17 protein-coding genes are annotated in these 18,835 nt (G+C 71.7%); 12 read left to right on the forward strand and 5 right to left on the reverse strand.

Features of this window, described 5'->3' with window-relative positions:
- Positions 1-16 precede the first annotated feature (16 nt).
- The 5 genes from ACZ6JS_RS20060 to ACZ6JS_RS20080 form a co-directional block, all read right to left on the reverse strand.
- Complete coding sequence (locus ACZ6JS_RS20060) at positions 17-1,096, reverse strand: 2-oxoacid:ferredoxin oxidoreductase subunit beta (RefSeq protein WP_469299599.1); 1,080 nt, start codon at positions 1,094-1,096, stop codon at positions 17-19.
- The gene (locus ACZ6JS_RS20065) at positions 1,089-3,032 is read right to left on the reverse strand and encodes a 2-oxoacid:acceptor oxidoreductase subunit alpha (protein ID WP_469299601.1); all 1,944 of its coding nucleotides are present in this window, start codon (positions 3,030-3,032) and stop codon (positions 1,089-1,091) included. Before ACZ6JS_RS20065 ends, ACZ6JS_RS20060 begins: the two co-directional genes overlap by 8 nt.
- Before the next feature lie 151 nt (positions 3,033-3,183).
- Positions 3,184-3,843, reverse strand: coding sequence for a response regulator transcription factor (locus ACZ6JS_RS20070; RefSeq protein WP_468866118.1), 660 nt, complete (start codon positions 3,841-3,843; stop codon positions 3,184-3,186).
- A 261-nt stretch (positions 3,844-4,104) separates the two neighbouring features.
- The gene (locus ACZ6JS_RS20075) at positions 4,105-5,406 is read right to left on the reverse strand and encodes a sensor histidine kinase (RefSeq protein ID WP_469299603.1); all 1,302 of its coding nucleotides are present in this window, start codon (positions 5,404-5,406) and stop codon (positions 4,105-4,107) included.
- A gap of 518 nt (positions 5,407-5,924) precedes the next feature.
- On the reverse strand, positions 5,925-7,118 hold the full coding sequence (locus ACZ6JS_RS20080) for a sensor histidine kinase (RefSeq protein ID WP_469299605.1): 1,194 nt from the start codon (positions 7,116-7,118) through the stop codon (positions 5,925-5,927).
- Positions 7,119-7,265: 147 nt separating this feature from the next.
- Here ACZ6JS_RS20080 and ACZ6JS_RS20085 point away from each other — a divergent pair, with 147 nt between their 5' ends.
- From ACZ6JS_RS20085 to ACZ6JS_RS20140, 12 genes are all read left to right on the forward strand, one after another.
- Positions 7,266-7,673 (forward strand): NADH-quinone oxidoreductase subunit A, encoded by a 408-nt coding sequence (locus ACZ6JS_RS20085; RefSeq protein WP_030012240.1) that lies wholly within the window; start codon positions 7,266-7,268, stop codon positions 7,671-7,673.
- Positions 7,664-8,257: an NADH-quinone oxidoreductase subunit B gene (locus tag ACZ6JS_RS20090; protein WP_469299607.1), complete on the forward strand. Its 594-nt coding sequence runs from the start codon at positions 7,664-7,666 to the stop codon at positions 8,255-8,257. The genes ACZ6JS_RS20085 and ACZ6JS_RS20090 overlap by 10 nt, the downstream gene beginning before the upstream one ends.
- A complete protein-coding gene (locus ACZ6JS_RS20095) occupies positions 8,254-9,609 on the forward strand; it encodes an NADH-quinone oxidoreductase subunit C (RefSeq protein ID WP_469299608.1) in 1,356 nt (451 codons plus the stop codon). The genes ACZ6JS_RS20090 and ACZ6JS_RS20095 overlap by 4 nt, the downstream gene beginning before the upstream one ends.
- A complete protein-coding gene (locus tag ACZ6JS_RS20100) occupies positions 9,606-10,574 on the forward strand; it encodes a complex I subunit 1/NuoH family protein (RefSeq protein WP_469299610.1) in 969 nt (322 codons plus the stop codon). Before ACZ6JS_RS20095 ends, ACZ6JS_RS20100 begins: the two co-directional genes overlap by 4 nt.
- A complete protein-coding gene (locus tag ACZ6JS_RS20105; RefSeq protein WP_469299611.1) occupies positions 10,574-11,179 on the forward strand; it encodes a NuoI/complex I 23 kDa subunit family protein in 606 nt (201 codons plus the stop codon). Before ACZ6JS_RS20100 ends, ACZ6JS_RS20105 begins: the two co-directional genes overlap by 1 nt.
- On the forward strand, positions 11,176-11,766 hold the full coding sequence (locus ACZ6JS_RS20110) for an NADH-quinone oxidoreductase subunit J family protein (RefSeq protein WP_469299613.1): 591 nt from the start codon (positions 11,176-11,178) through the stop codon (positions 11,764-11,766). The genes ACZ6JS_RS20105 and ACZ6JS_RS20110 overlap by 4 nt, the downstream gene beginning before the upstream one ends.
- The gene (gene nuoK / locus ACZ6JS_RS20115) at positions 11,766-12,137 is read left to right on the forward strand and encodes an NADH-quinone oxidoreductase subunit NuoK (RefSeq protein ID WP_469299614.1); all 372 of its coding nucleotides are present in this window, start codon (positions 11,766-11,768) and stop codon (positions 12,135-12,137) included. The genes ACZ6JS_RS20110 and nuoK overlap by 1 nt, the downstream gene beginning before the upstream one ends.
- Positions 12,134-14,182, forward strand: coding sequence for an NADH-quinone oxidoreductase subunit 5 family protein (locus ACZ6JS_RS20120; protein ID WP_469299616.1), 2,049 nt, complete (start codon positions 12,134-12,136; stop codon positions 14,180-14,182). The genes nuoK and ACZ6JS_RS20120 overlap by 4 nt, the downstream gene beginning before the upstream one ends.
- A 38-nt stretch (positions 14,183-14,220) precedes the next feature.
- On the forward strand, positions 14,221-15,774 hold the full coding sequence (locus ACZ6JS_RS20125) for a complex I subunit 4 family protein (RefSeq protein ID WP_469299915.1): 1,554 nt from the start codon (positions 14,221-14,223) through the stop codon (positions 15,772-15,774).
- The gene (locus tag ACZ6JS_RS20130; protein WP_469299617.1) at positions 15,771-17,303 is read left to right on the forward strand and encodes an NADH-quinone oxidoreductase subunit N; all 1,533 of its coding nucleotides are present in this window, start codon (positions 15,771-15,773) and stop codon (positions 17,301-17,303) included. The genes ACZ6JS_RS20125 and ACZ6JS_RS20130 overlap by 4 nt, the downstream gene beginning before the upstream one ends.
- Positions 17,304-17,510: 207 nt before the next feature.
- Positions 17,511-18,374, forward strand: a complete 864-nt coding sequence (gene htpX, locus ACZ6JS_RS20135) for a zinc metalloprotease HtpX (RefSeq protein ID WP_469299917.1) — start codon at positions 17,511-17,513, stop codon at positions 18,372-18,374.
- Positions 18,371-18,763 (forward strand): YccF domain-containing protein, encoded by a 393-nt coding sequence (locus tag ACZ6JS_RS20140; protein WP_469299619.1) that lies wholly within the window; start codon positions 18,371-18,373, stop codon positions 18,761-18,763. The genes htpX and ACZ6JS_RS20140 overlap by 4 nt, the downstream gene beginning before the upstream one ends.
- Positions 18,764-18,835 lie beyond the last annotated feature (72 nt).

Here is an 18,835-nt window from a genome sequence, read left to right on the forward strand (position 1 = left end):
GGCCGCGTCGTCCGGGTCAGCCGACGACGGTCCAGGTGTCGCTGCCGTTCAGCAGCGCACCCAGGTCGCCCTTGCCGCTGCGGTCGACGGCCGCGTCGAGCTGGTCGGCCATGAGGGTGTCGTAGACCGGCCGCTCGACGCTGCGGAAGACGCCGATCGGCGTCCGGTGCAGGGTGTCCGGGTCGGCGAGGCGGGAGAGCGCGAACGCCGTGGTGGGGCTGGCGGTCCGGGCGTCGTGGACCAGGACCCGCCCCTCGTTGGCGGGGGTCACGTCGACGACCTCGAGGTCCCCGGTGGCCTGGTTGCGCACCACGCCCTTCTCGTCGTCCGCGCCGAAACGGATCGGCCGGCCGTGTTCCAGCCTGATCACCGCCTCGCGGGCCTGGTCCTTGTCCTTGAGGACCTCGAAGGCGCCGTCGTTGAAGATGTTGCAGTTCTGGTAGATCTCGACGAGCGCCGTGCCCTGGTGGTCGGCCGCCTGGCGCAGTACCTCGGTGAGGTGCTTGCGGTCGGAGTCGACGGTGCGGGCGACGAAGGACGCCTCGGCGCCGATCGCCAGCGACACCGGGTTGAAGGGCGCGTCGAGCGAGCCCATCGGCGTCGACTTGGTGATCTTGCCGATCTCGGAAGTGGGGGAGTACTGGCCCTTGGTCAGCCCGTAGATCCGATTGTTGAAGAGCAGGATCTTCAGGTTGACGTTGCGGCGCAGGGCGTGGATCAGGTGGTTGCCGCCGATGGACAGCGCGTCGCCGTCACCCGTGACGACCCATACCGACAGATCGCGTCGGGAGGTGGCGAGGCCCGTCGCGATGGCGGGGGCCCGGCCGTGGATCGAGTGCATCCCATAGGTGTTCATGTAGTACGGGAAGCGGGAGGAGCACCCGATGCCGGAGACGAAGACGATGTTCTCCTTCGCCAGCCCCAACTCGGGCATGAAGCCCTGGACGGCGGCGAGCACGGCGTAGTCGCCGCAACCCGGGCACCAGCGGACCTCCTGGTCCGACTTGAAGTCCTTCATCGACTGCTTGCTCTCGGCCTTGGGCACCAGCGAGAGCAGGGTCCGCGCCCCGTCGGCCGCCTCGGTCACCTCAGTCATCGATGGCCTCCTTGAGAACCTTGGCGAGCTGCTCGGCCTTGAAGGGCATTCCGTTCACCTGGTTGTACGACCGGGCGTCGACCAGGTACTTCGCGCGGATCAGGGTGGCGAGCTGCCCGAGGTTCATCTCCGGCACCACTACCTTGTCGTAACGCTGAAGGACCTCGCCGAGATTCCCCGGGAAGGGGTTGAGGTGGCGCAGGTGGGCCTGGGCGACGGGGAGGCCGGCGAGGCGGACCCGGCGGACCGCGGCGGTGATGGGGCCGTAGGTGGAGCCCCAGCCGAGGACCAGGGTGGTGGCGCCGTCCGGGTCGTCCACGTCGAGGTCGGGCACCTCGATGCCGTCGACCTTGGCCTGGCGGGTGCGGACCATCAGGTCGTGGTTGGCCGGATCGTAGGAGATGTTGCCCGTGCCGTCCTGCTTCTCGATGCCGCCGATGCGGTGTTCGAGGCCGGGCGTGCCGGGGACCGCCCAGGGCCGGGCCAGGGTCTCCGGATCCCGCTTGTAGGGCCAGAAGACCTCGGTGCCGTCGGCGAGCGTGTGGTTCGCACCGGTGGCGAACTTGACCTTAAGGTCCGGCAGGTCCGCGACCTCCGGGATCCTCCACGGTTCGGAACCGTTGGCGAGGTAGCCGTCGGAGAGCAGGAACACCGGCGTCCGGTAGGTCAGCGCGATACGGGCCGCGTCGAGGGCGGCGTCGAAGCAGTCCGCCGGGGTCCTCGGCGCCACGACCGGCACGGGCGCCTCGCCGTTGCGGCCGTACATGGCCTGGAGGAGGTCCGCCTGCTCGGTCTTGGTCGGCAGGCCGGTGGAGGGGCCGCCGCGCTGGATGTCCACGATGAGCAGCGGCAGTTCCAGCGACACCGCCAGGCCGATCGTCTCCGACTTGAGCGCCACACCCGGACCGGAGGTGGTGGTGACGCCGAGCGCCCCGCCGAAGGCCGCGCCGAGCGCCGCCCCGATGCCGGCGATCTCGTCCTCGGCCTGGAAGGTCCGCACGCCGAAGTTCTTGTGCTTCGACAGCTCGTGCAGGATGTCCGAGGCCGGCGTGATCGGGTAGGAGCCCAGGTAGAGGGGCAGGTCGGCCTGCTGGCTCGCGGCGATGAGACCGTAGGAGAGGGCCAGGTTCCCGGAGATGTTGCGGTAGGTGCCGGTGGGGAAGGCCTGGGTCGCGGGCGCGACCTCGTAGGAGACGGCGAAGTCCTCGGTCGTCTCGCCGAAGTTCCAACCGGCCCGGAAGGCCACGATGTTCGCCTCGGCGATCTCGGGCTTCTTCGCGAACTTCTGCCGCAGGAAGCTCTCCGTGGCCTCGGTGGGACGGTGGTACATCCACGACAACAGGCCCAGCGCGAACATGTTCTTGCTGCGCTCGGCCTCCTTGCGGGAGAGCCCGAAGTCCTTCAGCGCCTCCACCGTCAGTGTGGTCAGCGGAACCGGGTGCAGGTTGTAGGCGGCCAGCGAGCCGTCTTCCAGCGGCGAGGTCTCGTACCCGACCTTGGCCATGGGGCGCTTGGTGAACTCGTCCGTGTTGACGATGATCTCCGCGCCGCGCGGCACGTCGGCGATGTTCGCCTTCAGCGCCGCGGGATTCATGGCCACCAGCACGTTCGGGGCGTCGCCCGGCGTGAGGATGTCGTGGTCGGCGAAGTGGAGCTGGAAGGAGGAGACGCCCGGCAGGGTGCCGGCGGGAGCGCGGATCTCGGCCGGGAAGTTCGGCAGGGTCGACAGGTCGTTCCCGAACGACGCCGTCTCCGAGGTGAACCGGTCACCGGTGAGCTGCATACCGTCACCGGAGTCACCCGCGAACCGGATGATCACCCGATCGAGACGCCGTACTTCCTTGCCGTCCGGACTTCCCGGAGTGCGCTGTCCACCGACAACCGCACCCCCGGGCCCGTCGGCCTGTTCGGCTGGGCTGCTGACCTGGCTGGTCACTGAACTGGACCTCCTTCGAGGCGTGAACACCCCCATAACCCACCCTACGACGGTAGGGATCAGGTCCCCAGGAGCGGCCACATTCTGGACCGTAGGACCGCCCTTTGAGACGGTCCTGCCGGTATGCCGTATCTGACAGAGTGTCAGTCGATCAAGACTTCAGGTAGGTGAGAACGGCCAGTACGCGCCGGTGATCCCCGTCACTCGGCGACAGGCCCAGTTTCATGAAGATGTTGCTGACGTGCTTCTCCACCGCTCCGTCGCTCACGACCAGCTGCTTCGCCACGGCGGAATTGGTGCGGCCCTCGGCCATCAGCCCGAGGACCTCGCGCTCGCGCGGCGTCAGACCCGCCAGCACGTCCTGCTTCCGGCTGCGCCCCAGCAGCTGGGCCACGACCTCGGGGTCCAGGGCGGTCCCGCCCCGGGCCACCCGGACTACCGCGTCCAGGAACTCGCGCACGTCGGCCACCCGGTCCTTCAGCAGATACCCCACTCCGGTACTGGAACCGGCCAGGAGCTCGGTGGCGTACTGCTCCTCCACGTACTGCGACAGCACGAGCACGCCTATCCCGGGATGGTCGCGCCGCAGCCGCACCGCGGCCCGCACGCCCTCGTCGGTGTGCGTCGGAGGCATCCGCACGTCCGCCACCACCACGTCCGGCAGGGCATCCTCGGCGGCGAGCTCCGCCACCGTCTTGATCAGGGCTTCCGCGTCCCCGACGCCCGCCACGACGTCATGCCCCCGGTCGGTCAGCAACCGGGTCAGGCCCTCGCGCAGCAGCACTGAATCCTCGGCGATGACCACCCGCACCCTGTCTTCCACGATTCAGCAGCTCCCGCATCCGCTCGTTCCCGTACTGCCCGACTCAGCCAAGCATCCCAGCCTTAAGTCCCGGTGAAGGCAGAGCCGGGACAACCCGTGGGCGTACGGGGGGAGTTTTCGCACGGCGAGCGGACGGAAGCCCGAAGTCCGGATTCATCGGAGCCGACGCGCCGGGAAGCGGCGGCACGCCGCACGCGCGAACGGGACCCCCGCCCACCCGGGCGGGAGTCCCGCGGCTGCGCACAGACGTCAGGGCCGCCACGGCAGCTCGGCGGTGACCGTCGTCCCCCCGCCCTCGGGGGAGTCGACGACCAGCACGCCGTCCACGGCGTCCAGCCGCTCGGCGAGCCCCGCCAGTCCCGTCCCGGCCCGCTCGCTCGCGCCGCCCCTGCCGTCGTCGGCGACCCGGAGCAGCAGCCGCCCCCCGGACTGCCACACGTCCACCGAGGCGGACCGGGCCACCGCGTGCTCGCTGATGTTCCGCAGCAGCTCCGAGACCGTGAAGTACGCGATCCCCTCGATGGCCGCGGCCGGCCGGGCCGGAAGGTCCACGGCCACCCGCACCGGCACGGCGCACCGCGACGCCACCGCGGACAGCGCCGCGTCCAGTCCGCGGTCCGTCAGCACCGCCGGGTGGATCCCGCGGGCGAGATCCCGCAGCTCCTGGAGGGCGATCTTCACCTCGCCGTGCGCCTCGTCCACCATGCGGGCGGCTGCCCGCGGGTCCTCGCCGAGCTTCTCCTTCGCCATCCCCAGGTCCATCGCCAGCGCCACCAGCCGGGCCTGCGCCCCGTCGTGCAGGTCCCGCTCGATGCGCCGCAGGTCGGCGGCGGCCGTGTCCACGACGACGCCCCGGTCCGACTCCAGCTCGGTGACCCGGCTGTCCAGCCGCGACGCCCCGAGCAGCCCGCCGACCATGACCCGGTCGACAGTGGTCAGGGCCCGGATCAGCCACGGGGTGGCGAGGGTGAAGGCCAGACCGACGAGGCAGGTGAGGGCGATCTCCGCGGGGGAGTCGAGGAAGAAGGCGTAGTCGCCGTTCTGGAAGAGCTGGAGCCCGGGCTGGTCGGTGTAGGCCGGGAAGACCCAGAACCACAGCGGGTACAGCAGATACGCCCAACCCGCCGCCCAGAACGTCAGTGCCAGGCAGAAACCGAACAACGCCCACGGGAAGTGGATGACGGAGTACAGCGCGTGCCGCCATGCGCTCCCGCTCCTGAGCACCGCGCCCATGGCGGCGAGGGGCCCGCTCTTCTTCGCCCGGATCGGCGCGGGCTCGATGACGTCCGCCCGGAGCAGCGCCCGCACCCGGGCCCGCTCCACCCGGCCGAACCCGCGGCACATCGCGAGGACGCCCGCCAGAACGGGGACACCGAGGAAGGTGACGAGCAGCCCGGCGCCGAGGCTCACACCGGCGATGGCGAGCGAGAAGTAGAGGGTGCTCAGCGGCAGCCCGACCAGCAGGTACGCGAACTCCCGCCAGGTCCGCCCCGCCACCGGGGCCCGCAGCACAGCGCCGAAACCGCCACGCCCGCCCTTGCCGTCGTCCATTTCCGACCCGCCCTTCAGCTCCTCGGCCTACACCCCAACCCTCCCGTCCACCCCCGCCCCCGGGCCATGCGGCGGGTAGGCCTGTCCAACGGGGGGTTAACCCCACCAAGGCCTCCCCCGGGCGCCCCGGCGCGCCGACCGGCCCCGGCCCCACCGGGCCCGCCGTTCCCCGGCAGCTCACCCCGGCCCACCCAGCCCCGCCGGTGTCCACCGCCCGCCGGCGCCGAGCCGTCCCGCCCGCCGGTGGCTACCGCCCGCCCTTCGGGGCGCCGCGCCGGTCGGCCCCGGCCCCACCGGGCCCACCGCGTGCTCGGGAGCCCGCGCCCGGCCGGCCCGGCCCCGCCGGCGTTTGAGACGCGGGGTCCGGGGCGCCGCCCCCGGAAGCGGGGCGAGCCGGACGCGCGAACGGGACCCCCGCTCACCCGGACGGGAGCCCGGCGGCGAGCCGGACGCGCGAACGGGACCCCCGCCCACCCGGACGGGAGCCCCGCGTCGTTCGGCAAAGACGGCCGGTGACCTCAACCTCGGCCCGGAATCCGGTCACGCCACGGCAGCTCCGCCGTCACCACCGTCCCCTCGCCCTCGGGGGAGTCCACCACCAGCACCCCGTCCACCGCGTCCAGCCGCTCCGCCAGCCCCGCCAGCCCGCTCCCGCCGGACGTGTCCGCGCCGCCCCGTCCGTCGTCCGACACCCGGATCACCAGCCGGGCGTCCACCCGCCAGACCTCCACGCTCGCGCCCCGCGCCCTCGCGTGCTTGCTCACGTTCTGCAGCAGCTCGGACACCACGAAGTACGCGATCCCCTCGATGGCCTCCGCCGGCCGGGACTCCTGTCCCGGCGGCAGGTCCACCAGTACCTTCACCGGCACCACGCACCGCGCCGCCACCGACGACAACGCCGCGTCCAGCCCCCGGTCGGTCAGCACGGCCGGGTGGATCCCGCGGGCCAGGTCCCGCAGTTCCTGGAGGGCCAGCTTCACCTCCCCGTGGGCCTCGTCGACCATCGCCGCCGCGCCCTCCGGGTCCTCCAGCAGCTTCTCCTTCGCCAGGCCGAGCCCCATCGCCAGCGCGACCAGCCGCGCCTGCGCCCCGTCGTGCAGGTCCCGCTCGATGCGCCGCAGGTCGGCGGCCGCCGTGTCCACGACCACGCCGCGGTCCGACTCCAGCTCGGCGATCCGGCGCTCCAGGTCGTCCGAGGGCGACAGCAGGCCCCGTACCATCGCCCGGTCCGCGTTCGCGAGCAGCCGCACCAGATACGGCAGCACCGGCCACAGCACGAACAGCCCGGTCAGGACTACCGTGAAGGTGAGAACCCCCCAGGGCAGCCGGATCAGCTGGTACAGCACGGTCCGCCAGCCCACCGGATCCTTGATGCTCGTCCACAGCCAGGGGAAGAACCCCCCGGACCGCCGCGGCCCGGGGATCGGGGTCGGCTCCTCCACCCTTACGCCCAGGAGCAGTCGTGCGCGGGCGCGTTCCAGCCGTCCCCATTGCCGAGACAAAAAGAGACCGAGGGCAAGCAAAGGAAGTCCGATCGCGGTCACGGAAAGACCGCCCGTGGTGGAAACCATGACAACCGCGTAAACGAAACCGAGGATCGCCTCAGGCAGATTGGTCACCAGATGGGCGATTTCCTTCCACGTGACGGCGCTGAATACGGGCCGTACGCGGGGAGGGCTGTCGTTGCCGGCAATGGCATGGCTCGTGGTCATGCGCCACAGCCTGTCAAGCGCGCCTCGCTGATGCCATGGGGTGGCCGGGGTGCTGTGAACGGGGGATAACCCCACCCCGTGTGAGGCAGGCCCTAGACTCCCGTCCGTACCAGATCGTCGACAGTGACCGAGGAGCGAGGAACGGACGTGCCCGAACCAACGGTATCGACCGTAACCGTGCTCGCGGCGGACTACTTCCGGAGTTATTCGGTCGTCGGACTGCTCGCGGCCCTCGGTGTGCTCTTCGTGGCCGTCGCCTTCGGTGCGGGCCGCCTGCTGCGGCCCGTGGTCCCGACCCCGGAGAAGCTGCTGACCTACGAGTGCGGCGTGGACCCCGTCGGCGAGGGCTGGGCGCACACCCAGGTCCGCTACTACGTCTACGCCTTCCTCTACGTCATCTTCGCCGTCGACTCGATCTTCCTGTTCCCGTGGGCGACGGTGTTCGCCGCCGCCGGCTACGGCGCCACGACCCTGGTCGAGATGTTCATCTTCCTGGGCTTCCTGGCCGTCGGCCTGCTCTATGCGTACAAGAAGGGCGTCCTCGAATGGACGTGACACCTCAGCCGGAGCTGCTCCCTGAGCCCAAGCGCCTCGGAGTCCTCTCCCGTCTGGCCCCGGAACCGATGAAGGTGGTCCTGAACTGGGGCCGCCGGTACAGCCTGTGGGTCTTCAACTTCGGCCTGGCCTGCTGCGCGATCGAGTTCATCGCCGCCTCCATGGCCCGGCACGACTTCATCCGCCTCGGCGTCATCCCCTTCGCACCGGGTCCGCGCCAGGCAGATCTGATGATCGTCTCGGGCACCGTCACGGACAAGATGGCCCCGGCCGTCAAGCGGCTCTACGAGCAGATGCCGGAGCCCAAGTACGTCATCTCCTTCGGAGCCTGCTCCAACTGCGGCGGCCCGTACTGGGACTCGTACTCGGTGACGAAGGGCGTCGACCAGATCATCCCCGTCGACGTCTACGTGCCCGGCTGCCCGCCGCGACCGGAGGCGCTCCTCCAGGGGATCCTCAAGCTCCAGGAGAAGATCGCCCGCGAGTCGCTGGCCGAGCGCTACGCCTCGGGGCCGTCCGTCTCCCAGCTGACCAGCGGCCTGGTCACGCCCCCGCCGGCACTCGGGCAGGGGGCCGGCGCGTGAACCTCTACGACTCCCTCCCCGACGCCGCTCCCACGGTCTTCGGTGCCGAGGCCGTCGCCGAGCTCTCGTACGACGTCCTCACGGTGGACGTGCCCGTCGGCAGCTGGATTCCCGCGCTGGAGATCGCCCGGGACAAGCTGGGCTGCACGTACTTCGACTGGCTGAGCGCCGTGGACGAGCCCGGCACCGGCTTCCGGGTCTGCGCCCACGTCGCCTCACTGGAGAACCACCGCGTACGCCGGCTCCTGCTGCGCACGACCGTCCCGCACAGCGCCCCTTCCCTGCCGTCGGCGGTCGCCGTCTACGCGGGGGCGGAATGGCACGAGCGCGAGACGTTCGAGATGTTCGGCATCACCTTCACCGACCACCCGCACCTGGTGCACCTCCTCCTCCCGGAGAACTTCGAGGGGCATCCGCTGCGCAAGGACTTCGTGCTGGCCGCACGCGTCGCGAAGGCCTGGCCGGGCGCCAAGGAGCCGGGCGAGGCCCACGACCCCGACGCCCCGAAGCGCCGTCAGATGCTGCCGCCCGGCGTGCCGGACCCCAACGACTGGGGCCCGCTGAAGGGCCAGCTCCCGCCGGCCCCGGCCCGGCCCGCCCGCACTCCGCGTGCCGCCGGCGCCGCCGCCCGTACCCCGCGCGAGGGCGCCCCCGTCCGCCGGACCCGCTCGGTCGCCGAGGGCTCGGCCACCCAGGCCACCCAGGCCGCTGAAGCCGCCACCCCGGAGACCACCGCCCGCCCGCCGCGCCGCACCCGCTCGGTCACGGAGGGTTCGGCGAGCCAGGTGGCCGGGACGGCCGCTCCGGACGCGGCGACTCCGGCCACGGAGTCTCCCGAAGCCCCGGCCCGCCCGGCCCGGCGTACCCGCTCGGCGGCGGACGGCTCGGCGAGCCAGGCCCCGGAGACCGCTGGACCGAGTTCGGCGGCTCCCGGCACCGCAGCCCCGGACGCGGCGGCCCGCCCGGCCCGGCGTACCCGCTCGGCGGCGGACGGCTCCGCGAGCCAGGCCCCGGAGACGCCGGGCGAAGCGGCTGCGCCGCGTCGCCCCGCCCCCCGCAGCTCCGACGCCCCCTGGCACGACCCGAAACCCGCCTTCCAGGAGCCGGCCCCCAGGCCGGCTCCGAGGGCGGAACGGGGCGCCGGGGCCGAGCCGGCCCCCGAGGCCGGCCCCGCACCCGAGCGGCTCCCGGCCGAGCCCGGCCCCAAGCCCGAGTCCGGGGACGCGACCGGGCCCGAGTCCGGGCGCAAGCCCGAGTCCGGGGACGGGACCGGGGCCGAGTCCGGGCGCAAGCCCGAGCCCGAGACCGAGTCCGCAACCGACCCCACCACCGACAACGGAGGCGACGCGTGAACGACGTCCTCGACGTCGCCCTGCGGCTGATCGTCGTCTTCGCCGTCTTCCTCGTGCTCCCGCTCGTCGTCGGGCAGACCGAGCACAAGGTGATGGCCCACATGCAGGGCCGTCTCGGCCCGATGTACGCCGGCGGCTTCCACGGCTGGGCCCAGCTCGTCGCCGACGGCGTGAAGTTCGCGCAGAAGGAAGACGTCGTCCCGGCGGGCGCCGACCGCCGGATCTTCCAGCTGGCCCCCGCCGTCGCCCTGCTGCCGTACCTCCTCGTCCTCCTCGCCATCCCGATCGGGCCGGGCGAGGGCGCGGTCGGCCAGGTCATCGACGCCGGCCTGTTCTTCGTACTCGCCGTCATGGGCGTCGGAGTCCTCGGCTCCCTCATGGCCGGCTGGGCCTCCGCGAACAAGTTCTCCCTGCTCGGCGGCCTGCGTACCGCCGCCCAGCTGCTCGCCTACGAACTCCCCATGTTGCTCGCCGCCGCCTCCGTGGCGATGGCCGCGGGGACGGTCTCCCTCCCCGGCATCGTGGAGGCCTTCGAGTGGTGGTGGCTGCCCTGGCAGATCGTCGGCGCCCTCGTGTTCTTCACCGCCGGCCTCGCCGAGCTGCAGCGGCCCCCCTTCGACATGCCCGTCGCCGACTCCGAGATCATCTTCGGCGCGTACACCGAGTACACGGGCCTGCGCTTCGCGCTGTTCCTGCTCGCCGAGTACGCCGGCATCGTGGTCCTCTGCTTCCTCACCACCGTCCTCTTCCTCGGCGGCTGGCACGGGCCCTTCGGCGCCGAAGGCCTCGGCTGGGTCTGGACCCTGCTCAAGACCGCGGTCCTCGCCTTCGTCGTGATCTGGCTCCGGGTGAGCTACCCGCGCCTGCGCGAGGACCAGCTCCAGAAGCTCGCCTGGACCGCACTCATCCCGCTCGCGCTCGCCCAGATCGCGCTCACCGGCATCGTGAAGGTGGCGATCCAGTAATGCCCATCCCCGGATCCGGCCTCGCCAAGGGTCTCGCCGTCACGCTGCGCACCATGACGAAGCGCTCACACACGGCCCAGTACCCCGACGTCCAGCCCGAACTCCCGCCCCGCTCCCGCGGGGTCATCGGCCTGTTCGAGGAGAACTGCACGGTCTGCATGCTCTGCGCCCGTGAGTGCCCCGACTGGTGCATCTACATCGACTCCCACAAGGAGACGGTCCCCGCCTCCACCCCCGGCGGGCGCGAGCGCAGCCGCAACGTCCTCGACCGCTTCGCGATCGACTTCTCCCTCTGCATGTACTGCGGCATCTGCATCGAGGTGTGCCCCTTCGACGCCCTCTTCTGGTCGCCGGAGTTCGAGTACGCGGAGACCGACATCCACGAGCTGACCCACGAGCGCGACAAACTCCGCGAGTGGATGTGGACCGTCCCCGCCCCGCCCGCCCTCGACCCGCGGGCCGAGGAGCCCAAGGAGATCGCCACCGCCCGCAAGGCGGTGGAGAAGGCCGAAGCGGCAGCAGCAGCAGCGGCGGCCGCCGAAGCCGCAGCCCAGGCGGCCGAGAACGAACCGCCGACCACCCCGACCCCGGAGTCAGACGCGTGACCCCCGCCGCCACCGTGGCCGCAGCCGCCACCAACGGGCCCGGTTTCCTGTCCCCGACCGGCGTCGAGATCGCCTTCCTCCTCGTGGGCCTCGCCACCCTCGGCGCGGCCCTCGTCACGGTCACCACCAAGCAGCTGGTGCACGCCGCCCTCTGGCTGGTCGTCGCCCTCGGCGGCATCGCCGTCGAGTACCTGCTGCTGACCGCCGAGTTCATCGCCTGGGTCCAGGTCCTGATCTACCTCGGCTCCGTGATCGTCCTCCTCCTCTTCGGGCTGATGCTCACCAAGGCCCCCATCGGCCGTTCCCCGGACGCGGACTCCGGCAACCGGTGGATCGCGCTCGGCGTCGCCGTCGTCGCAGCAGCGGCCCTGGTCTGGGTGGTCGTCGACGCCTTCCGCACCACCTGGATCGACCTGGACGGGCCGGTCCAGGGCTCCACGAAGGTCTCCGGCGAAATCCTCTTCCAGCACTGGGTGCTGCCCTTCGAGGCACTCTCCGTCCTCCTCCTCGCCGCCCTGATCGGCGCCATCGTGCTGTCCCGCCGCAACGACCCCGCCGACGAGGCCCGTGACAAGGGGAAGCGCTGATGCACCTCGCCTACCCCGCCGTGCTCGCGGCGCTCCTCTTCTGCACGGGCCTGTACGGAGTGCTCGCCCGCCGCAACGCCATCCTGGTCCTGATGTCCGTCGAGCTGATGCTCAACGCCGTCAACCTCAACCTGGTGGCCTTCGACGTATGGCTGCGCGACACCCTGCACGCAGGCCAGGCCCTCACCCTGTTCACCATCGCCATCGCCGCCGCCGAGATCGGCATCGGCCTCGCGATCGTGCTGATGGTGTACCGCAACCGCGGCACCTCGGACGTCGACCGGCTGCGCGACACCGCCGAAGGCCACGAGCCCGGCCCGAACGACACCAGCGACCACACCAGCACCGCCCGGCCGGAGGTCGCCGCGTGAGCACCACGACCCTCGCCGTCCTCGTCCCGCTGCTCCCCTTCCTGGGCGCCGTGGCGGGCCTGCTGCTCGGCCGCAGCGCCCCCGGATTCGTCCGCCCGCTCGCGATCCTGCCGACGCTCGCCGCCGCCGTACTGGCCGTGACCGTCGCCGTCCGCCAGGGCGGCGGGCAGCCGCTCAGCACCGCGACCGAGCTGACCCCGACCGGCTCGGTGCCGATCGACCTCTCGCTGTACATCGACGGCTTCGCCGCACTGGTCGCCGTCCTGGTCGGGGTCGTCGCCACCTGCGTACAGCTCTACTCCACGGCGTACCTCCGTGAAGACCCGCGCTACCCCTCGTACGCAGCCCTCGTCTCGCTGTTCACCTCCGCCATGCTGCTCGTCGTCTACTCCGGCGACCTGATGGTGCTGCTGGTCGGCTGGGAAGTCATGGGCATCTGCTCCTACTTCCTCGTCGGCCACTACTGGGAGACCGAAGCGGCCCGCTCCGCCTCCCTGAAGGCCTTCCTCGTCACCAAGCTCGGCGACGTCCCCTTCCTCATCGGCCTGTTCGCGCTCGCCACCGACGCAGGCTCCTTCCGGATCACCAAGATCCTCGGGACCGTCGCAGGCGGCGGACTCGACCACCCGACCCTGATCGCGCTGCTCCTGCTCGCCGGAGTCGCCGGCAAGTCCGCGCAGTTCCCGCTGCACACCTGGCTCCCCGACGCGATGGCCGGCCCCACCCCCGTCTCGGCGCTGATCCACGCCGCGACGATGGTCGCCGCCGGTGTGTACTTCATCGCCCGCCTCCTGCCCGTCTTCGCGGCCTCCGCCGCCGCGCTGGTGGTCATGGCCGCCATCGCGGCCGTCACGATGATCGGCTCCGGACTCGCCGCCCTCGCCCAGGACGACATCAAGCGGGTGCTCGCCTACTCCACGATCGGCCAGCTCGCCTACATGACCGGCGCACTGGCCGTCGCCGACCGCAGCGCGGCCGTCTTCCACCTCCTCTCCCACGGCGCCTTCAAAGCCCTCCTCTTCCTGGGCGCGGGCGTGATCATCCACGCCGCCGGTACGAACTCCCTGGCCGCCATGTCCCGAATGGACGGCCTGGCCAAGCGCATTCCCGACGCCTTCTGGACGATGACGATCGCGCTGCTCGCCCTCGCCGCGATCCCGCCCTTCGCCGGCTTCTTCTCCAAGGAAGCCGTCCTCGTCGCCGCCGAGCAGACCGCCACCGGCCACTCGGACCTCGCCCCCGCCGTCGCCGGCTGGCTGGTGCTGATCGCCGGCGTGCTCACCGCCCTGCTCACCGCCGCCTACGCCGCCCGGCTGTGGCTGATGGCCTTCCGCGGCCGGGGCGCGGCCGCCCCCGACCACGGCAAGGAGCCCTTCGCCATGACCGGCGTGCTGTGGCTGCTGGCCATCCCGTCGGTCGGCTTCGGCCTCGCGGCGGACTCGCTCGCCGACTGGTTCGACGGCAGGGCCCTCACCCCGACCCTGGCCACCTCGGTCCTCGGCACCGGCGCCGCCGTCATCGGCGCGATGCTGACCTACGCCCTCTGGCAGCGCGCCACGGCCAAGGCCGCCACCGCCCCCGCCGCCGGACCCGTTCAGGCCGCCACCGCCGCCGAGCAGCCCGCCGCCGTGGCCGGCACGGTGTCCGCGGCCACCGCGGCCGCCGAGTCCGCCGCCGAGGCACCCGAGGTCGCGGAGGTCACCCACGAGCACCCCGCCGTCCCGGCGGGTCCCGCCGCCGACCCCGGCCGGGCCCTCCTGGGCCCCCTGCACCGCCACGCGGCCGAAGGCTTCCACCTCGACGCCCTCTACGACCGGCTCTTCGTCCGCCCCGTCCGTGCGGCGGCGCGCCTCGTCGGCTTCCTCGACCGCGAGGTCGTCGACACCTACGTCCGCGGCGCGGGCACCGGCACCCGGCTGCTCGGCGGCCTCGTACGCCGGGCCCAGACCGGCAACGTGCAGAGCTACCTGAGCGCCCTGCTCGCCGGCGCCGTGGTCCTGGCGATCGCCACCGCCGTCCTCGCCAACGTCAACGCCGGATCGTGAGCCGTGAGTCAGCCGTGATTGATATCAGCCCGTCCGTGATGCAGTTCCTTCTGGCGTTCATCGTGGCAGCGCCGCTCCTCGGCGCCGTCGCGGCCCTCCTGCCGGCCCCGCCCGGCCTCAAGGGCCGCAGCCCCGAGCAGGCCGTGCTCCGCCACGGTGTGACCGTGACCGGCGTGGTCCTCGCCGCGGCGACCGCCCTGGCCCTCGGCTTCGACCACGACGCCCCGTCCCGCTTCCAGGCGTCGACGGACATCAGCTGGATCCCGGCGCTGGACGTCCGGATCCACCTCGGTGTCGACGGCATCTCGCTCCCCCTCCTCGTGATGACCGCGCTGCTGTTCTTCCTCTGCGCGCTCTACAGCTACTTCAAGCTCCCCGCAGGCCCTTCCCCGAAGGCCTTCGTCGCGCTGATCCTCGTCCTGGAGTCCGGCACCCTCGCGACCTTCGCCGTCCTCGACCTGCTGCTGTTCTTCCTCGCCTTCGAGATGGTCCTCATCCCGATGTACTTCCTCATCGCCCGCTGGGGCGGTGCCCAGCGGCAGGCCGCCGCCTGGAAGTTCATCCTCTACACGCTCCTCGGCTCCGTCGTCATGCTGCTCGGCCTCCTCCTCATCGGTGTGACGGCGGACACATTCGACATGGTGGCACTCGCCTCTGACAACGGCCGCGAACTGTCCCGCACCACCCAGCTGCTGGCCGTCCTGTCCATCGGCCTCGGGCTCGCCGTGAAGACCCCGATGTGGCCCCTGCACAGCTGGCTTCCCGACGCCCACACCGCCGCCCCCACCGTCGGATCCGTCCTCCTGGCCGGCGTCCTGCTCAAGATGGGCACGTACGGGTTCGTCCGGATCCTGCTCCCGGTCACCCCCGACGGCATGGCCTCCTTCGCCCCCTACCTGGGCGCCTTCGCCGTCGTCGGCATCGTCTACGGATCGCTCGCCTGCCTCGCGCTGGCCCGCAAGGGCAACAAGGGCGACCTCAAGCGGCTGATCGCCTACTCCTCCGTCGGCCACATGGGCTTCGTACTCCTCGGCATCGCGTCCATGACCCCCACCGGGGTCAACGGCGCCCTCTTCGCCAACATCGCCCACGGCCTGATCACCGGCCTCCTCTTCTTCCTGGTCGGCGCCCTCAAGGACCGCTACGGCACCGCCGACCTCGACACCCTCGCAGGAGCCACCGGCGCCGCCCTCTACGGCCGCGCCCCCCGCCTCGGCTCACTCCTCGCCTTCGCCGCCGTCGCCTCCCTGGGCCTGCCCGGGCTGGCCGGGTTCTGGGGCGAGATGCTGGCCCTCTTCGGCGCCTTCGACCCGGCCGAGGGCCTGTCCCGCGCCGCGTTCCTCACGTACACGGCCATCGGAGCGTTCGGCACCCTGCTCACGGCTGCCTACCTGCTGGTCGTCGTACGGCGCGTCTGCATGGGAGACCCCAAGGCGGGCCCCCAGCCCGCCGTCGCGGACGTCCAGCGCTACGAGTTCGCCGCCTGGACCCCGCTCGTCGCCCTCACCGTCCTCGCCGGCCTGTGGCCCGCGCTCCTCCTCGGCCTGACCGACCCGGCCGTTCAGCAGCTCCTCGCAGGAGGCAACTCATGACGGCCCTGACGGCCCTCGCGGCCGACACCCCCAGCCTGGTCCAGTCCGTCGACTGGCTCGCCATCGCCCCCGTGGTGATCACCGCCGTCGTCGGCCTGGCCGTCCTCGTCGCCGACCTCTTCGTCGCCGAGCGCCACAAGCCGGTCCTCGGCTGGATCTCCGTGGCCGGCCTGGCCGCCGCGACCGCCACTCTGCTACCGCTGCGCTCCGGCGACCGCTCCACCTTCTGCCTCACCGCCGACCCCGATGTCTGCAGCTACGTCGCCGACCACTTCACGGTGGTCGTCCAGTTCCTGGTGCTGGCAGGCGCCCTGCTCACCGCCCTCCTGTCGGTCACCGCCGTGCGCGACACGCGGATGCCCGCCGGCGAGTACTGGTTCCTGCTGCTCTCCTCCGCCGCCGGCGCCGCCCTGCTGCCCGCCTCCCGCGACCTCGCCACCCTGATCGTCGCGCTGGAGGTCGCTTCCCTGCCCGCCTTCGCGCTCGTGGGCATGCGCCGCGGCGACCGGCTCTCCTCCGAGGCCGCTCTGAAGTTCTTCCTGTCCTCCGTCACCGCCACCGCCGTGTCGCTGATGGGCGTCAGCTTCGTCTACGCCGTCACCGGATCGCTGCACCTCACCCAGGTCGCGGACCGGCTCGAGGACGTCCCCGGACAGCTCGACACCCTCGCCATGGCCGGTGTCGCGCTCACCCTGGTCGGCTTCGCGTTCAAGACCGCGGCCGTCCCGTTCCACTTCTGGGTGCCCGACACCTACGTCGGAGCCCCCCTGCCCATCGCCGGCTACCTCTCGGTGATCGGCAAGGCCGTCGGCTTCACCGGCCTCATCCTCGTCACGGTGATCGCCTTCCCCGCGTACTCGCAGATCTGGGGCCCGGCCCTCGCCGTCCTCGCCGCGCTCACCATGACCCTGGGCAACGCCGCAGCCGTGCGGCAGTCCGCGGACCGCCCGAACAGCGCCGTACGGCTGCTCGCCTGGTCCTCGGTCGGCCAGGCCGGCTATCTGCTGGTCCCGATCGCCGCGGCCGCGTACACCGAGCGCGACCAGATCGGCTCCACCCTGGCCTACGCCCTGATGTACGCCGCCGTGAACCTCGGCGCCTTCGCCGTGGCCGCCCTCGTCGCCCGTACCAAGCCCCTCCACCGCATCAGCGACTACCGCGGCCTGTACGCCGAGCGCCCGATGGCGGCCCTGTCGCTGGCCTTCTTCCTGCTCTGCCTGGCCGGCCTGCCGCCGGGCATCATCGGGCTCTTCGCCAAGGTGACCGTCTTCCAGTCCGCCGTCGACGCGGGCCTGGGCTGGCTGGCCGTGCTCATGGCCGTCAACGTCGTCATCGCCCTGTACTACTACCTGCGCTGGACGGCGCTGCTCTTCCGCTCGCCCGAGGGCGCCGAGGGCGCTCAGGCCCGTGCCAAGGCCCCCTGGCCGGTTGCGGCGGCCATCGTCGCGACCGCGGTCACCGCGGTCGTCCTCTCGGGCGCCCCGCAGCTCGTCCTGCGCGTCGCGTCGGGGAGCCTCTTCACGCAGTAGCCCGTATCCGGGCGGTTGCCCCGTACGGAGTAACGCGCGCGGCGGCCCCGCCACCCCCGCCGAGGGGGCGGCGGGGGGCCGCCGCCCCGGCACGCCCTGGGAACCAGACGCCGCCACCTCGCGTTGACCAGGAAGGGAGGGTCCACTGGAGCGTAGACCCTCAGATCCATGACGGGCTCCCCTGCCGCACCACTTGGAGGGCGTACCGTGCACCGCCGGCACAACGGGCTCAAGACCGCCGTACTCCTCGGCGGGCTGTCCGCAATCATCATCCTCATCGGCAGCTTCTTCGGACGGACCGGCCTGATCGTGGCCGTCATCGTCGCCCTGGGGACGAACGCCTACGCGTACTGGAACAGCGACAAGCTGGCTCTACGCGCGATGCGCGCCCGCCCCGTCAGCGAGTTCGAAGCCCCGCAGCTCTACCGCATGGTGCGCGAGCTCTCCACGTCCGCGCGCCAGCCCATGCCACGGCTCTACATCTCACCAACCGAGGCCCCGAACGCCTTCGCCACCGGCCGCAACCCGCGCAACGCCGCGGTCTGCTGCACCGAGGGCATCCTGCGCATCCTCGACGAGCGCGAGCTGCGCGGAGTCATCGGCCACGAGCTCAGCCACGTCTACAACCGCGACATCCTCATCTCGTCGGTGGCCGGAGCCCTCGCCTCGGTGATCATGTTCTTGGTGAACTTCGCCTGGCTCATCCCGATCGGCCGGTCGAACGACGACGAGGGCCCCGGCCTGCTCGGCATGCTGCTGATCATGATCCTGGGCCCGCTGGCCGCCTCGGTGATCCAGTTGGCCATCAGCCGCTCCCGCGAGTACGAGGCCGACGCCTCCGGAGCCCAGCTCACCGGGGACCCGCTCGCCCTGGCCAGCGCCCTGCGCAAGCTCGACGCGGGCACCAAGCAGCTCCCGCTGCCACCGGAGCCGCGTCTGGAAACGGCGAGTCATATGATGATCGCCAACCCGTTCCGGCCCGGCGCGGGCCTCTCCAAGATGTTCTCCACCCACCCCCCGATGGCCGAGCGCATCGCCCGGCTCGAACAGATGGCAGGCCGCCGCCGATGAAGACAATCCTGAACGTCGTCTGGCTCATCCTCAGCGGCATCTGGCTGTTCCTGGGATACCTGCTCGCAGGTGCGCTCCTCTGCATCACCATCATCGGCATCCCGTTCGGCATCGCCGCATTCCGCATCGCGGTCTACGCCCTGTGGCCCTTCGGCTACACCACGGTCGAGCGCCACGACGCGGGCGCCCCCTCCTGCATCGGCAACGTCCTGTGGCTGGTGCTGGCCGGCTGGTGGCTGGCCCTCGGCCACATCGTCACGGGCATCGCCCTCTGCGTCACGATCATCGGCATCCCCTTCGGCATCGCCAACTTCAAGATGGTCCCCCTCTCCCTGCTCCCGCTGGGCCGCGAAATCGTTCCCACGGACGCCCCGTTCGCCGCCCGCTGACACCAGGCAACCGAGCGTTCGACGCCGCGCCGCGCCGCGGACGGGCCGGGCCCCGCCGCGGCGCGGTTGTCC

This window comes from Streptomyces sp. NPDC046349, from assembly GCF_055587885.1.

Bases quoted from the DNA above. Each gene is read 5' to 3' on its own strand.
- ACZ6JS_RS20090 (WP_469299607.1), top strand. From the start codon at position 7,664: ATGGACGTGACACCTCAGCCGGAGCTGCTCCCTGAGCCCAAGCGCCTC.
- ACZ6JS_RS20060 (WP_469299599.1), bottom strand. From the start codon at position 1,096: ATGACTGAGGTGACCGAGGCGGCCGACGGGGCGCGGACCCTGCTCTCG.
- nuoK (WP_469299614.1), top strand. From the start codon at position 11,766: ATGCACCTCGCCTACCCCGCCGTGCTCGCGGCGCTCCTCTTCTGCACG.
- ACZ6JS_RS20075 (WP_469299603.1), bottom strand. From the start codon at position 5,406: ATGGACGACGGCAAGGGCGGGCGTGGCGGTTTCGGCGCTGTGCTGCGG.
- ACZ6JS_RS20130 (WP_469299617.1), top strand. From the start codon at position 15,771: ATGACGGCCCTGACGGCCCTCGCGGCCGACACCCCCAGCCTGGTCCAG.
- ACZ6JS_RS20125 (WP_469299915.1), top strand. From the start codon at position 14,221: ATGCAGTTCCTTCTGGCGTTCATCGTGGCAGCGCCGCTCCTCGGCGCC.
- ACZ6JS_RS20140 (WP_469299619.1), top strand. From the start codon at position 18,371: ATGAAGACAATCCTGAACGTCGTCTGGCTCATCCTCAGCGGCATCTGG.
- ACZ6JS_RS20105 (WP_469299611.1), top strand. From the start codon at position 10,574: ATGCCCATCCCCGGATCCGGCCTCGCCAAGGGTCTCGCCGTCACGCTG.
- ACZ6JS_RS20080 (WP_469299605.1), bottom strand. From the start codon at position 7,118: ATGACCACGAGCCATGCCATTGCCGGCAACGACAGCCCTCCCCGCGTA.